Annotated in this window: 14 protein-coding genes; 3 read left to right on the forward strand and 11 right to left on the reverse strand. The window is 70.5% G+C overall.

Going from position 1 to position 14,476, the window contains the following annotated elements:
* Positions 1-52: 52 nt before the first annotated feature.
* Positions 53-784, forward strand: a complete 732-nt coding sequence (locus ACFOY2_RS07170; protein WP_379527140.1) for a DUF6882 domain-containing protein — start codon at positions 53-55, stop codon at positions 782-784.
* On the opposite strand, the gene ACFOY2_RS07175 is transcribed toward ACFOY2_RS07170, so the two are convergent.
* The 10 genes from ACFOY2_RS07175 to ACFOY2_RS07220 form a co-directional block, all read right to left on the reverse strand.
* The gene (locus tag ACFOY2_RS07175; RefSeq protein WP_379527141.1) at positions 781-1,665 is read right to left on the reverse strand and encodes a 2-hydroxy-3-oxopropionate reductase; all 885 of its coding nucleotides are present in this window, start codon (positions 1,663-1,665) and stop codon (positions 781-783) included. The genes ACFOY2_RS07170 and ACFOY2_RS07175 overlap by 4 nt on opposite strands.
* Positions 1,662-2,456 (reverse strand): hydroxypyruvate isomerase family protein, encoded by a 795-nt coding sequence (locus ACFOY2_RS07180; protein WP_379527142.1) that lies wholly within the window; start codon positions 2,454-2,456, stop codon positions 1,662-1,664. Before ACFOY2_RS07180 ends, ACFOY2_RS07175 begins: the two co-directional genes overlap by 4 nt.
* On the reverse strand, positions 2,453-3,139 hold the full coding sequence (locus ACFOY2_RS07185; RefSeq protein WP_379527143.1) for a GntR family transcriptional regulator: 687 nt from the start codon (positions 3,137-3,139) through the stop codon (positions 2,453-2,455). The genes ACFOY2_RS07180 and ACFOY2_RS07185 overlap by 4 nt, the downstream gene beginning before the upstream one ends.
* Positions 3,140-3,188: 49 nt before the next feature.
* Positions 3,189-4,118, reverse strand: a complete 930-nt coding sequence (locus tag ACFOY2_RS07190; protein ID WP_379527144.1) for a D-2-hydroxyacid dehydrogenase — start codon at positions 4,116-4,118, stop codon at positions 3,189-3,191.
* A complete protein-coding gene (locus ACFOY2_RS07195; RefSeq protein ID WP_379527145.1) occupies positions 4,115-5,002 on the reverse strand; it encodes a carbohydrate ABC transporter permease in 888 nt (295 codons plus the stop codon). Before ACFOY2_RS07195 ends, ACFOY2_RS07190 begins: the two co-directional genes overlap by 4 nt.
* Complete coding sequence (locus ACFOY2_RS07200; protein WP_379527146.1) at positions 5,002-5,892, reverse strand: carbohydrate ABC transporter permease; 891 nt, start codon at positions 5,890-5,892, stop codon at positions 5,002-5,004. The genes ACFOY2_RS07195 and ACFOY2_RS07200 overlap by 1 nt, the downstream gene beginning before the upstream one ends.
* A 9-nt stretch (positions 5,893-5,901) precedes the next feature.
* A complete protein-coding gene (locus tag ACFOY2_RS07205) occupies positions 5,902-7,185 on the reverse strand; it encodes an ABC transporter substrate-binding protein (protein WP_379527147.1) in 1,284 nt (427 codons plus the stop codon).
* A 56-nt stretch (positions 7,186-7,241) separates the two neighbouring features.
* Positions 7,242-9,182 (reverse strand): hypothetical protein, encoded by a 1,941-nt coding sequence (locus ACFOY2_RS07210; RefSeq protein WP_379527148.1) that lies wholly within the window; start codon positions 9,180-9,182, stop codon positions 7,242-7,244.
* Positions 9,179-11,257: a family 10 glycosylhydrolase gene (locus ACFOY2_RS07215; protein ID WP_379527149.1), complete on the reverse strand. Its 2,079-nt coding sequence runs from the start codon at positions 11,255-11,257 to the stop codon at positions 9,179-9,181. The genes ACFOY2_RS07210 and ACFOY2_RS07215 overlap by 4 nt, the downstream gene beginning before the upstream one ends.
* Positions 11,258-11,344: 87 nt before the next feature.
* Positions 11,345-11,644, reverse strand: a complete 300-nt coding sequence (locus ACFOY2_RS07220) for a hypothetical protein (protein ID WP_379527150.1) — start codon at positions 11,642-11,644, stop codon at positions 11,345-11,347.
* Between the two features lie 218 nt (positions 11,645-11,862).
* Here ACFOY2_RS07220 and ACFOY2_RS07225 point away from each other — a divergent pair, with 218 nt between their 5' ends.
* Positions 11,863-13,248, forward strand: coding sequence for a glutamine synthetase (locus ACFOY2_RS07225; RefSeq protein ID WP_379527151.1), 1,386 nt, complete (start codon positions 11,863-11,865; stop codon positions 13,246-13,248).
* A 117-nt stretch (positions 13,249-13,365) separates the two neighbouring features.
* Positions 13,366-14,037 carry an alpha-ketoglutarate-dependent dioxygenase AlkB gene (locus ACFOY2_RS07230; RefSeq protein ID WP_379527152.1) on the forward strand — a complete coding sequence of 224 codons (672 nt, stop codon included), beginning with the start codon at positions 13,366-13,368 and terminating at the stop codon, positions 14,035-14,037.
* On the opposite strand, the gene ACFOY2_RS07235 is transcribed toward ACFOY2_RS07230, so the two are convergent.
* Positions 14,018-14,410 carry a hypothetical protein gene (locus tag ACFOY2_RS07235; protein ID WP_379527153.1) on the reverse strand — a complete coding sequence of 131 codons (393 nt, stop codon included), beginning with the start codon at positions 14,408-14,410 and terminating at the stop codon, positions 14,018-14,020. The genes ACFOY2_RS07230 and ACFOY2_RS07235 overlap by 20 nt on opposite strands.
* Between the last annotated feature and the right edge of the window lie 66 nt (positions 14,411-14,476).

Below are 14,476 nucleotides of genomic sequence, written 5' to 3' on the forward strand. Positions count from 1 at the left end.
ATATCTGGTGGATTCTCCACCATTTGCCGCCGAGCCCCTTACGCTGCGAAAGGTGCAAAACTCCCTCACCTTCGCAAACCTGCTCGACGATGCCGCTCTGCTCTCCCTGGAACACCAGTTGCACCTCGAAGAGGTCCTCGACGAGCACAGCTGGCACGTGGACCTGCAACAGCAGCGCTTCGAGTTCACCGGCGCCCGTACGATCACCTGCACCACCTTCCACCTCCTCGGCAGCGCCGCCCCCGGCCCGGGCTCGTGGTTGTGGGCCTGGGCGAACCCGTCGGGTTTCCCGGATCCCGTGGTGGCGGCGTCCACGACGTTGCGCGACTTCGGCCGGCAACACGGCATCGCCGAGCTCGCCTCCGCCGAGGTCCCGTTCAGCGCGCTGCCCGGTTCCCCGTCAGAACCGCACCTGGCCGCCGGGCTCATGACCGAGGCGGCCAAGGCCGTGACCGGACTGTGGACCTCCTACAACGGCGACGCGGGCGGCGGGACGCGGGCCGCGTTCCTGGTGGAACACCCCGACTTCCGGCTGCCCCCGCCCGAGCCGGCCCGCGTCATGCGCGTCATCCAGCAGGCGCTCTTGGGCCTGACGCTCACCGACCACCGGCGCGTCCTGCACGGCTACGCCGCCAGGCGCGGCTTCCAGGCGGACTCGGAGGCCCACCGGATCAGGCTCAGGGGCCCGGGCTTCGAGGCGGTCGCGGAGTTCGACCAGGACGACCGCATCAGCGGCATCAAGGCCGACCTGTCGTCCCCGGACGCCGGCCACGCCCGCTCCTAAGGACGGGGCTCGCCGGACAGGCGTTCGACGCCGCGCAGCAGCGCGGAATGGTCGAGGGCGCCGTCGCCCGACGCGTTCGCCGAGGCGACGAGCTGGGCGACCAGCGCCCCCAGCGGCAGCACGACGCCGGCCTCACGGGCGGCCGAGGTGACGATGCCCATGTCCTTGTGGTGCAGGGCGATGCGGAAGCCGGGCTCGAAGGAGTGGCGCAGCATCTTGTCGCGCTTCTGCGCCAGCACGGCGGAGCCTGCCAGCCCGCCGCCGAGCACCTCCAGCGCCGCCTCCAGGTCCACGCCGTAGGCCCGCAGGAACACCACGGCCTCGGCCAGGGCCTCGATGTTGGCGGCGACGATGAGCTGGTTGGCGGCCTTGACCGTCTGGCCGGAGCCGCTCGGGCCGACGTGCACGATCGTCTTGCCGACCGCGTCGAAGACGGGCCCGGCCGCCTCGAAGTCGGCGCCGTCGCCGCCCACCATGATCGACAGGGCGGCGTTCCTGGCGCCGGCCTCGCCGCCGGAGACGGGCGCGTCGAGGTAGCGCAGGCCGTGCCCGGCCGCCTCGCCGGCCAGTTCGCGGGTGACGTCGGGACGGATCGTGGAGAAGTCGATGATCAACGTGCCGGGAGCGGCGTGCGCGAACACGCCGTCCTCGCCGGTCAGCACCTGGCGCACGTCGGGCGAGTCGGGCACCATGAGCGCGACCACCTCGGCGCCCCTCACCGCGTCGGCGACGGACGCGGCGGCCCGTCCACCGGCTTCGACCAGGGGTTTGGTCTTCTCCGGCGAGCGGTTGTATCCGGCCACGGCATGCCCGGCCTTGGCCAGGTGGACGGCCATGGGGCTGCCCATGATACCGAGTCCGATGAAGGCGATGGTGCTCACGTTGTTCCTCCCGCGCGTTGGTCGCGTGGTAGCCAGTCGAAGGCGCCGGGGCCTTCGAAGCGGTATTCGAGACTGACGTGGCCGTCGTATCCGGCGGCCCGCACGTCGTCGATCCATTGCCGCAGCGGCAGCGTGCCCTGGCCGGGCGCGCCTCTGCCGGGCGCGTCGGCGATCTGCACGTGGGCGATGCGGGCCGCGTGCCGCCGGATGACGGCCGGCACGTCGTCGCCGTTGACGGCCAGGTGGTAGAAGTCGGCGAGCAGGCCCACGTTGGGCGCCTCGCCGAGCCGGTCGAGCACGGCCACCGCGTCGTCGGCGGTCAGCAGCGGATAGCGGGGCGCGCCGCTGACCGGCTCCAGCAGCACGGTGCCCTCGACACCGCGCGCGCAGGCCGTCAGCGACTCCAGGGCCAGTTCGTCCTGTTCCTTGGCCTCGACGCCGTCGAGCCTGTTGCCGTACAGGGCGTTGAAGGCCCGGCAGCCGAGCCGTTCGCCGATGGCCGCCACCACGGGGATGTTGTCGAGCAGCTCGCGCGCCCGCGCGGGCCACGACACCACGCCGCGGTCTCCGGCCGGCATGTCACCGGCGAAGAAGTTGAGGCCGGTCAGTCGCACCCCCGCCTCTTCGACGGCGCGGACGAAGGCGTCCACGTCGCGGTCGGCGGGGACCGCCACCGGCCACGGCCACCAGAACTCGACCGCCGCGAACCCGTCGGCCGCCGCCGCGGCCGGGCGTTCGAGCAGGGGCAGGTCGGTGTAGAGGATGGAACAGTTGACGGTCCAGTTGGTCACGCGGGAGCCTCTTCCGATTGTTCGCGGCGGAGCTGGCCGAGCAGGCGCCCCTGGGCCTGGTCGAGGTGGTGGGCCAGACACTGCTGGGCCTGTTCGGGGTCGCCGTCGCCGATGGCCTTCAGTATGTCGTCGTGCTCGTGCACCACGTTCATCGGGTGGGTGGTGCGGTGGGCCTGGAACTGCCCCATCGTGAGGTGCACCTCGCCGAGGATCACCTCGTGCATCCGCGACAGCCGGCGGCTGCCGACGGCGGCGACGAGCGCGGAGTGGAAGGCGATGTCGGCCTCGACCTGGCTGGCGAAGGCCATGTCGCCGGCCGCGGCCTTCATCGCCGCCTGCGCGCGCACGGCCGCGGGCGGCACGGTGGCCGAGCGGGCCAGCGCCGCGACGGCGGCCCGCTCGACGGTCTCGCGGCTGAAGTACAGGTCGCGGATCTCCTCCTCATCCAGTTCGGGGACGACGGCCGTCTTGTGCGTGGTGCGGCGCAGCAGCCCGAGCGCGGTGAGGCGTTCCAGGCACGCCTTCGCGGTCGGGCGCGCGACGTTGTACTCGCCGGCGATGCGGATCTCGGTGAGCTTCTCCCCCGGGGCGATCTCGCCGTTGACGATGCGCTTTCTGACCGACTCGTAGAGCGCTTCCGTCAGAGACGACGGTCCCAGAGAGAAGTTGGTCTGACCGTCCACAAAACTCCTCCCAGATCTGCGAAATCGTCAGACAAGTATACTGGTCCTCTCAGTATCCGGCGGCCTTGTCGACGATGTTCCGCAGCGGCTCGCCCCGCGCGAACCGGCCCACATTGTCCAGCATGATGTCGAAGCCGCGGCGGGCGGTCTCCTCGGTGGTGGCGCCGTTGTGCGGGGTGACGATGACGTTCGGCAGCCTCCAGAAGGGGCTCTCGCGCGGGAGGGGCTCCACCGCGTGGGCGTCGAGCCCGGCTCCGGCGATCTCTCCCTCGCGCACCGCGTCGAACAGGGCGGCGTCGTCGGCGATCCCGCCGCGCGAGACGCAGACGAAGAACGCCGTGGGCCGCATCGCCGCGAACGCCTTCCTGCCGAACCGGCCCGCGGTGGCCGCCGTGAGCGGCGCGGTCACCACCACGAAGTCGGACTCGGCGAGAAGGCGCGGGAAGTCGTCCTGGCCGAGGAGTTCGTCCACGCCGGGGGCGGTGGCGCCCGGCAATCTGCGCATGCCGAGCACCCGCATGCGGAACGCCTTCGCCTTGGCGGCCAGGTCGAGGCCGGCGTTGCCCAGCCCGTACAGGCCGACGGTCCGGCCCGCGAGCTCGCCGTGGACGTAGCGGTCCCAGCGGCGCTCGGACTGGGCGCGCAGCCAGCGCGGCGCGTCCCTGTTGAGCATGAGCATCAGCATCATGGCGTGCTCGGCCAGCGGGATCGCGCCGTTGCCCGTGGAGGAGGTGAGGATCACCTCACTGGCCAGCAGCTTCTCGGACAGGACGGCGTCGACCCCGGCCGACGGGCTGTGCACCCAGCGCAGTCTGGACGCCCTGGCCAGCAGCGGGTCCGGCACGTTGCCGACGACGGCGTCGGCGTGCTCGATGCCCTCCGCCGGGTCGGAGGCGAACGCGACGTGCGCGTCCCCGGCGGCCCGGCGGATGCGCCGGCGTGTGATCTCGTCGTGGTGTCCGGTGACGGTGATCCTCATTTGAGCCCCGTAGTGGCGATGCCGCGGATGAGCTGTTTCTGGGCGATGGCGAAGAAGATGAGCACGGGCAGCAGCGACACGAGCGACATCGCGAACAGCATGCCCACACCGGTCTGCGACTCGGAGTCGACCATGGAGTTGAGCGCGACCGGCACCGTGAACATCTTCGGCGAGGTGAGGTAGATCAGCGGGACGAAGAAGTCGTTCCAGGTCCAGATGAAGGTGAAGATCGTGGTGGTCACGAGGGCCGGCCGCATGAGCGGCAGGACCACGTACCAGAAGGTACGGAAGGGGCCGCAGCCGTCGATCCAGGCCGCGCGGTCGAGGTCGCGCGGGATGGTCCTGATGAACTGCACCATCAGGTAGATGAAGAACGCGTCGGTGGCCAGGAACTTGGGCACGAGCAGCGGGAAGTAGGTGTTCACCAGGTCGAGCTGCGAGAAGAAGATGTACTGCGGGATCACCAGCACGTGCATCGGCAACATCACCGACACCAGCGTGATGGCCAGGTAGACCTTGCGCATCCGAAACTCCAGCCTGGCCAGCGCGAACGCGGTCAGCGAGCAGGAGAACAGGTTGCCGATGATCGCGCCGACGGTGACGACCAGGGAGTTGAGGAAGAAGACCGAGAAGGGGCGGTTCAGCGCGTTCCAGCCCTCGACGAAGTTGTCGAAGGTGATCTCGCCGGGGATGAGGCCGGTCTCGGTCAGGATGAGGTGGTCGGGCTTGACCGAGCTGACGATCATCCAGACCAGCGGATAGAGCATCAGCACCACGAAGGCGCCGAGCCCGAGGTGCTTGAGCAGGTCGCGGCGGCCGCGCCGGCGAAGGGCCGCCCTGGAGCCGGCCCGCGTGGACTCGAACGAGGTGGTCGCGGTCGTCATCAGTCGTCTCCGTAGAAGACCCAGTACTTCGACAGGATGAAGTGCACGGCCGTCACCAGGCCGATCGCGGCCATCAGCACCCAGGCCAGGGCGGAGGCGTAGCCCATGTCGAAGTTCGTGAAGCCCTGCTGGTAGATGTAGAGCGTGTAGAACAGCGTCGAGTTGGCCGGGCCTCCGGTGCCGCCGCTGACGACCTGGGCCTGGGTGAAGGTCTGGAAGGCGCCGATCGTCTGCAGGATGAGGTTGAAGAAGATGATCGGGGTGAGCAGCGGGATCGTGACGCGGGTGAACTGGCGGACCAGCCCGGCGCCGTCCACTCTGGCGGCCTCGTACAGTTCCTCGGGGATCTGGCGGAGGCCGGCCAGGAAGATGACCATCGGCGAGCCGAAGGTCCACACGTTCAGGACGATCAGCGTCGACAGCGCCAGGCTCGGGTTCTGCAGCCAGCTTCCGAGTTCGAGGCCGAAGACCGACAGCGCCCGGTCGACGAGGCCGTCGTCGCCGAAGAGCTGCCGCCACAGGATCGCCACGGCGACGCTGGTGCCCAGCAGCGAGGGCAAGTAGAAGGCGCTGCGGTAGAAGGCCAGCCCGCGCAGCCCCCGGTCCAGGATGAGCGCCAGCAGCAGCGCGAAGCCGAGTTGCAGGGGGATGGAGACCAGGACGTAGACGAGGGTCACCCGGACGGCGGCCCAGAAGTTCTCATCCGCGAACATGCGCTCGAAGTTGGCCAGGCCGTTGAACTCCGGCGTGGCCAGGATGTTGTAGTCGGTGAAGGCCAGGTAGAGCGAGGCCAGCAGCGGCACCAGCGTGATCAGCACGAGCCCGAGCCACCACGGGATGAGGAAGACGTGCGCGGCGCCGCCCTGACGTTCGAGGCTGCGTTTCGCCATGACGCTCTCCTACTGGGCCCGGGTGATGCCGGCCTGGATCTCGTCCAGCAGCCGTTTGGCGCCGTCGGCGGTGCTGAGCCGGCCGAGCGCGATCTCCTCGCCGACCTTGCCCATGTTCGTACGCCAGGCGCTCGTGCCCGGCGGCGCCTCGAAGCGGGGGCGGCGTTCGGCCTCACGACCGGCCCGCACGACGGTGAGCATCTCCTTCTCGTCGCCGCTGGCGCTGTCCAGGGACTGCTGGAAGACCTTGGGGTTGACGGGCGCGCCCATGGTCATGCCGACCGTTCTGAGCATCGCGGGGTCGCCGGTGTTGTAGCTGATGAGCTTGCCGGCGGTCTCGACCTTGTCATCGTCGATGCCCTGATATATCGCCATCCGGGGGAGGTAGAGGAATGGATGACCGGCCTGGGCGTCCTTGGCCACGGGTATCGGGCGCAGTTTGAAGCGGTAGTCGGGGAACATCTTGGCGTCGTCGATGAGGTGGTTGGAGTTGCCCATCTTGGCCAGCACCTTCTTGCCGACCAGAGCCCAGTCGGGGCCCATGCCCTCCTGCTCGCTGAGCGTGGTCACGGCACCGGCCTTGTACAGCTTGTCCCACCAGTCGAGCCAGGCGCGCAGGGTGTCGACGGTGAACCCGGGCTTGCCTTCCTCGGTCCAGAGCTGCTCGCCGCGCTGGCGCAGCCAGTCTTCGAAGCCCAGGTCGGCTTCGGGCTCGTACGGCATGCCCCGGCGCTTGCCCGGGTTGTTCTTGGCGTAGTCGATGAGGAAGGCCGACCAGGCGTCCCAGTCGGCCTCCTTCGGCGGGATCTTGACGTCGTCTTCCTCGGCGAAGCTCTCGTTGTAGCGGATGACGCCGACGAAGATGCCGAACGGCATGGTGTTGAGCTGCCCGCCCAGCTTGAACGACTCCAGCTCCTCCTTGGAGTAGTCGGCCAGGTTGAGGGTCGGGATGTCGTCGAGGCGGCGGTAGAGCTTGTTCTTGTGGTAGGTCATCACCTGGGGTGAGGCCACCCAGAAGATGTCGGCCACGTCGCGGGCGGCCATCTGGGTGGTCATGCGCTCCTGGAAGGCGCCGTACTCGGCGAACTCCGGCTCGACCTGGATGCCCGGGTTCTTGGCGACGAACTCCTTGAGTGCCTTGGTGTAGTTCTGCTGCCGGACGTTGTTGCCCCAGAAGGCGTATCTCAGTGAGCCGGCGCCCCCCTCGGAGCCGCCGCCGCACGCCGAGAGGCTCGCCCCCAACACTCCGGCCGCCGCCAGTTTCAGGAATCCCCGCCGATCGAGTCCGCTCATCACTGTTCTCCCGTCGTTCTCACAGGGGACCGGCTACCCCGGTGATGACCTAGTGTTCATTTGTCTGACGTGACCGTCAATAGGTCATGAATACTTGTTTGACAATCTGCCAGAGCGATCACTTCGTACAGGTCGATCTCGGGGAGGCCTACCTTGCGCTCGTCGATCTCCAGTTCGCGGCCCGCGCGCAGGGCGTAGGCCCGCCACTCGCCCGGCCACGGGAGCTCCAGCCACGCGGGGGCGATCGGCACCGGCCGGCGGAAGCGCTGGTCGGCGTCGCCGGAGCGGTTGAGCAGGTGGATCACCCTCGCCTCGCCCGAGCGGGCGGGCACGATCTCCACCTGCTCGGGCAGGCCGGTGTCCAGGCCGGGCCCCGCGTGGCCGGCGAACAGGTCGCGATGCGCGCTCAGCCCGCTCTCGCGGTAGCCGCGGCCGACGGTCCACGGCATCAGCACGCCCCTGCCCCGGCCGTAAGGGGTGCTCAGCCAGCCGGGATGAGCGGTTTCGTGGTGGCCGTGACATTTCTCCGGCGGGCCGTACCTGGCTCTGGACAGCGCCAACAGGCCCGTCTGGGCCTGCTCGGCCGGCTCGATCACGTGGAAGGCGCCGATCACGGGCACCATGCCGTGCTCGCCGCGCAGGTGGAGCGAGCGCACGGACTCCTCGCTCTCCCAGCTCGCCAGGCGGCGGGCCGCGGGCAGGCAGGCGAGCTGGGGCTGGTCCACGTCGAAGCCGCTCGAACCGGTCGCCAGCACGCTCCCGCCCGACTCGGCGTAGGCGTCCAGCACCTCGGGGCAGGCCAGCGGGCCGAGGTCGGGCAGCACGACCGTCCGGTACCGGGACAGGTCGCTCACCGGCAGCTTGCCCACCGGCAGCACGTCGAAGGGGATGTGCCGCTCGAGCAGCGCCAGGTACAGCCCCTGGAACTCGGCGGACTCCCCCTCGGGCCGGACGAGCAGCGTGCCCGCCTCGGAGACCAGGTCCCGGTAGAGGCCGGCGTGGTCGCGGTGGAATCGGGTGATCTCGCCCGCGATCCCCAGGCACTCGTACGGGCTGTCATCGGGCGTCCCCATGATGTACGTGGACGGGATCGCCCCACGGGAGATCGCCTGCAGCAGGTACTGGGCGAAGTGGTAGGGCTCCTCCCCCGCCATCCGGTACGGCATGTCCACGAACCCGACCGAGTTCACCAGCACCGGCACCTGCGGCCGATGCGACTTGGCCGCGCTGACGTGCTCGCTGGTGCGGTGGTGCCACAGGGGCCGGCCGACGGCGTTGTTGGCCTCGTGGAAGACGATGTCGGCGTGCTCGCCCAGGATCAGCGCCGCCTGCGGCCGCCGCCCGGCGATCTCGGCCCTGATCCGAGCGTTGAGGTCTTCGAGCGTGTCGCGGGCGAACGTCCGCCAGCGCCCGTAGCCGGGCGAGTCAGGCCCTTCGGGGAGCTCGTCGCCGAAGCGGCGGGCGCACGCCAGGCACTGGCAGACCCCCCAGTAGCGCCGGCTGTAGTCCACTTCGTTGAACGACATCCAGTTGAGGAAGAAGCCGTCGATCTCGTACCTGTCGAGCACCTCCCCGATGACCTCGAACAGCTTGACCTGGTAGTAGTCGCCGCTCGGGCACACGCTGGTCAGCCCGTTGTAGACCTGCGGCTCGCCCGAGGGCGAGACGAAGCACCACTCGGGATGCTCCTCGGCCCGCCGGTGGTCAATCTTGGAGAAGTCCATGCGGGCCAGGACGCGCACACCCCTGCGGCGGGCCGCCGCCACGGCGTCGCCGATCAGGTCGCCGGACGGCCGCTCTGCCAGATGCGGGTTGCGCGTCTGGAAGTCCAGGTCGGTCGGGTAGTTGGACAGGATGCCGCCGACGCTGATCAGCCAGGTGTTCGCGCCGAACTCCTCCAGGTAGTCGAGCACCCGCTCGACGTCGAGCCCGGCGTCCACTTCGTGGAGGTTGGTCTGGAACATCCGGAACGGCTCACGCCACCACGCCCTGCTCATCGCCGCCCCCAGATCAGGTGCACGACCTCGATGAGCCCCATGCCGGTCAGCTCCACCTCGGCCCGGCCGTCGCGGACCACGACGGGGACGTCGGCGTCGGCGACCAGCAGCCGGGCCGTGGCCTCCTCGACGCCCGGCGGCAGGGCGACGGTCACGGTCTGCGGTGGCAGCGGGATGGTCTCCCTGATGGCGCCGCGCATGGCCATCGGGTTGGTGAGGTTCACGACGGTCACGGCCAGGCCGCGCTCGTCCTTGCGCACGGCGAGGTCGGCCAGCCCCGGCCCGCGTACGGTGGCCTCGGGCTCGGCGCCGAGCGCCCACCGCACCGCGTTGGCGATCAGGCGGCCGTGGTCGGCCTGGAGCGCCTCCCAGAAGACCGCGCCGAGATCGAACGGGAAGTAGACGACCCGGCCCTGACCCTGCCTGGTGATGACGGCCGGGGCGTCGGGGGCCTGCCTGGCGTACAGCTCCTCCATGGGTAGGTCGGGAAAGTCCGGGACGAACCGGAACGGCACCCGCGTGTCCTCCCCGGCCGCGACCCGCAGCAGCCGGGTGCCGCCGATGATGCGCTGGGCGCCGCCGAAGCCGGCGTTCACCGGGTGGTCGCCGGTCAGGGCGATGTAGTTGTTCTTCACCGGCCCTCTGACCGGTTCGAGCAGGTCGGCGCCGAAGACGTCGGCCAGGCCGAAGTTCGCGCGCGGCTCGCCGTGCTCGTCGTACAGGGAGGACTGGTAGGCGGCCACCAGCCCGCCGCCCTGCGCGACGTACTCCCGGATCGCCTGGCACTGCGCCTGGCCGAGGTGCTCGGCGTTGGCCAGGACCAGCACCTTGTACGGACGCAGCCGCTCGGCGGTCAGCATCTGGTCGGCCAGGAGCTCGAACGGGATCCGCGCCTCCACCAGCGCCTGGTAGAAGCCGTCCTCGTCGGGGAAGCTGTGTGCCGCCCCCGGCACGAGCTTGCCCGCCCTGCCGGGGTCGAGCAGCGCGACCTCGGCGGTGACCGGCATCGCCGACAACACCGGCTCAAGGCGCGCGTGCAGGTCGAACGCCTCCACCACGGCCGGCACCCAGCGGGGGTCGGAGACGGTGGCGTTGAACTTGGTGAACCACGGGAACGCGCCCTGCGCGAAGCCGTCCACGATCCAGGTCCGCACCTCCTCGGGCGGGGCCACCGAGTCCTTCCACCGGTGCTGGTGGTGCTCGGGGCCGACGGAGGCGATGAGCCCGATCGGCCGGTCGGGGAACAGACCTCGGCTGCGCTTGGCCACCCGCCCGGCCACCCAGGGCGCCTCGATCCCCGAACGGCCCTGCTTGTCGACCACGAACAGCGGGTAGACCCGGCGGACCAGCTCGGGCTCCAGGTCGCGGGCGGCGAAGCCGCCCAGGTTGGGGATGAAGCGGGCGTGCGGCCGCAGATCCTTGACCGCCGCGTCCCAGATCGCGACCAGGTCGCTCAGCTTGCGCCGCCGCCAGGCCACGTAGGCGGGCCAGGCGGGATCGGACGGGTCGCGCTCGCGTTTGGGCAGCTCGAACCCGGTCTCGTCGCGGAAGGAGCGCCGGGCCTCCTCGCTGTAGGAGATGCCGCCGTAGCCCTCCCAGCGGTTGGCGAAGACGGCGTCCACGTCGTACTCCCGCACGATCTCGCGCGTCACCTCGGTGATGAACTCGCGGTGGTAGCCGGTGAAAGCGCAGGTCAGCCAGATGCCGGGGTACGACCAGTGCTCGATGGGCTCCCCCTGCGGGTCGCACGCCAGCCACTCGGGATGCGCCCTGGCCGCGTCGGCGTGCACGGCGTGCGGGTCCACCCTGGCCATGACGTGCATGCCCAGCCCCCTCGCCGCCTCGACCAGCGCGCCGAACGGGTCGGTGTCGCCCATGAAGGAGCTGCGGTAATGGAAGGGGATGCGCGTCGGATAGTAGGCGATATAGCCTCCGGCGCTGATGCAGGCGGCGTTGGACCTGCTCTCCCGCATCACCTCCGTCCAGAAGCCGACATCGAGATGGGCCGGGTCGTCCTCGGCCAACGTCAGTTGCGTCCATCGGGTCGCCGTACGGGGCCAGTCGGAAGTTCGCATCGTGACACACCTCTCGTCAGGCTTTTTGTCAGACGCGAAATATTGTCATACAAGAATTCAAGACGGACAAGACCTCAGGGCCGATCGTCACGTGGTGGCCGTGGTGTCGGGGGCCAGGGGCGGGCCGTCGGGGTCGCGCCAGGTGGCGAGGAACGCCTCGGCCACGGCGCACGAGCCGGCGTACGGGCCGTCGGGATGCTCCAGCGCCGAGGCGGTGAGCCCGCCGATCCGCTCCTCCACCAGGGCCCGCGCCGAAGCGGCGTCGGAGACCCCGCCCGCCATCTCGGCGTGGTAGCCGATCGTGGCACCGGCCCCGCAGACGAAGTCCGCCGGCGTCACCACGCCCCGCTCCCGCAGCGTCCGCAGCCCCGCCGCGGTGCAGGGCACGTTCGCCGCCGGGGCGACCAGATGTACCCGTCCACCGAGGCCAGTTCCACGAACCTCGTGCGCGCTCCTCGTGTCGTGCGATGCCTGCCGACCAATCTCGACGCCAACGCGGACGATGTCCATGGGCGTGGCGCCCATGGGCGGGCACCGGCTGGCTGTAAAGTGACCCCGGCGCGGCGCTCGACGCTGTGACCAGGCACGATCCGGATCGTGGGGGGATGTCGATGCTCGACCAGGCGACCGCGGGCGCGCCGCGGACCGGCACGGACGGGTCGGGTCCGAGCGACGACGGCGTCGTCGGAGTCACGATCGTCTGGGCCGACAACAACGGGATCCCGCGCTCACGCACGGTGCCCGTCGACCAGTTCGGCGCGGTGAGCGAGCGGGGAGTCGGCGTGACGCCGCTGTTCGCGGTGTTCGACTCCCATGACGCGATCACGTTCGACCATGCCCCTTTGGGCACCCCTTCAGGCGACATCCGGCTGGTGCCGGTCTCCGACCGGATGGTGCGGCTCGCCGGTCAGCCCGGGTTCGCGTGGGTGCCCGGACGGCAGGTGGCCGCCGACGGTTCGGCGTGGCCGTACGACCAGCGGGGCGCGCTGGAACGCCAGGTCCGCCGGGCCGCTGATCTGGGGCTCGACTTCCTGGCCGGCTATGAGATCGAGTTCCACCTCAGCCGGGCCGACGGCGACGACGACCCGCGCCCCGTTTTCGACGGGCCGTCCTACGGGCCGGCCAAGATGCTGGCCGTCGACGCCTTCGCCGCGCGGTTGCTGCGCGACCTCGACCGCAACGGCGTGCCCATCGGGCAGTTCCAGGGCGAGTACGGGCCGGGGCAGTTCGAGTTCGACATCGCCCCCGCCGACCCGGTCACCGCCGCCGACCGCCAACTCCTGGCCAGGCAGACCGTGCACGCCGCCGCCCGCGCCCACGGTCTGCGGGCGAGCTTCGCCCCGCTGGTCACCCTCGGCCAGGTGGGCAACGGCTGGCACCTGCACACCTCGCTGTCCCGTTCGGGGACGAACCTGCTGTCCGGCGGTGACGGCCCAGAAGGCATGACTGCCGAGGGCGGCGCCTACCTGGCCGGGCTGCTGCGCGACCTGCCCGCGATCGTGGCCGTCACCGCGCCCAGCCTGTCCTCGCTGCAGCGGCTGCGGCCCGGCTACTGGTCAGGCGCGTACACGTTCTGGGGCGTGCAGAACCGGGAGGCGGCCCTGCGGCTCGTACCGGCCACTCCCCTGCTGGGCGCCGCGCACGCCAACGTCGAGCTCAAGCCGTCGGACGCCTCGGCCAACCCCTACCTGGCGCTGGCCGCCGTCATCGCCGCCGGCCTGGCCGGTGTCGAGGACGGCCTCACGCCTCCCGGCCCCGTGCAGGAGGACCCCGGTACCTGGACCGACGAGCAGCGTGCGGAACGCGGCATCCACCGGCTGCCCACGAGCGTCGAGGAGCAGCTCGGGGCGCTGCTGACCAACGAGCGCATCCGCAGCGCGCTGGGCGAGGAGCTCACTGACGCCTTCCGCGCGGTACGCGCCTCCGACGCCGCCTGGGCGGCCGGCCGTGACGCGGCGGACGTGGTCCGCTCCTTCCGCTGGCTGTACTGACCTCCTCTTCCTGAGGACCGCCTTCCTTTCCCGCCGATCCATCCCGGCGCGTTCGGCTCCGTCGAGGCGCTGCCCACGGTGGCCGTTTCTGTCGGTCGGTCCCGATACTGTCCCGCCATGCCGGAGCCCTTCGACGCCCGTGATCGCCTGCCGCCGGGGTTGCGCTACCTCCCTGACTGGCTGGCGCCCGACGCCTGCGCGTCGCTGCTGTCCGCCATCGACGCCGCCGAGTGGTCGTCCCCGCTGCGCCGCCGCGTGCAGCACTACGGCCACCGCTACGACTACGGCCGCCGCAGCGTGGCGAACGCCTCCCCCGCACCGCCGATCCCCACGTGGGCCGGGCAGCACGCCAAGCGCCTGGTCCACGAAGGGCTCATGCGGGCCGAAGCCGGCCAGGTCATCGTCAACGAATACCTGCCGGGTCAGGGCATCAGCCCGCACGTCGACTGCATGCCCTGCTTCGGCCCGGTCGTCGCCGCGATCTCCTTGGGTTCCGGGTGCGTCATGGACTTCACGCACCCGGGGGACGGCAGGAGGGCGGAGGTGCCGCTTGCTCCGGGCAGCCTGTGCATCATGGCGGGGCCCGCCCGATACAGCTGGCGTCACAGTATTGCCGCGCGGAAGAGCGACCCCGGCGCGGCGGGCCGCGTTCCGCGCGGGCGGCGCGTCTCCGTGACCTTCCGCACCGTCATCGACGAGGGCTTAGCCGATGCTCATCAGCTCTCTGAGAGCCTGAGTCGTGTCCGCGTCGATCCATTCGGGCAGGTCGTCACCCTGGCAGTCCCATAACGCGGCCCAGTCGATGTGCTCCAGCCCGTCCAGCGGCGTCGCGTCCATGGTCAGTGCGGCAGGGCGCGGCGACGCCCGGGAAGCGGATCGGCATGTTGCCGATGGACCCACTCCGCACCCATCCGCCTGGCCCTGCCACCTCGTCCAGCGCCTGGTGGAGCAGCGGGCTGCGGATGAACTCCCCGAACGGCCCCTGACCGGCCAGGTCGGCGGCCCACACGACGGGCTGCTTCCAGCCGGAGGGGTCGTCGGGCGACAGGCCGATCTGCTGCCACACCAGCGCCCTGGCCTGGTCGCCGACCTCGCGGGGCACGGCCGCCTCCAGTTTGACGAACCCGTCGGCGGCGAAACGGTCAACATCGACAACGCTCATACGAACCACCGTAACGACGCCGTCCACCGCTTTTCCGGCGGCGGGATGGACGGGACAGGGGCGGGT

The organism is Nonomuraea purpurea (assembly GCF_042650645.1).
In the GTDB taxonomy this organism is placed as follows: Bacteria; Actinomycetota; Actinomycetes; order Streptosporangiales; family Streptosporangiaceae; genus Nonomuraea; species Nonomuraea purpurea.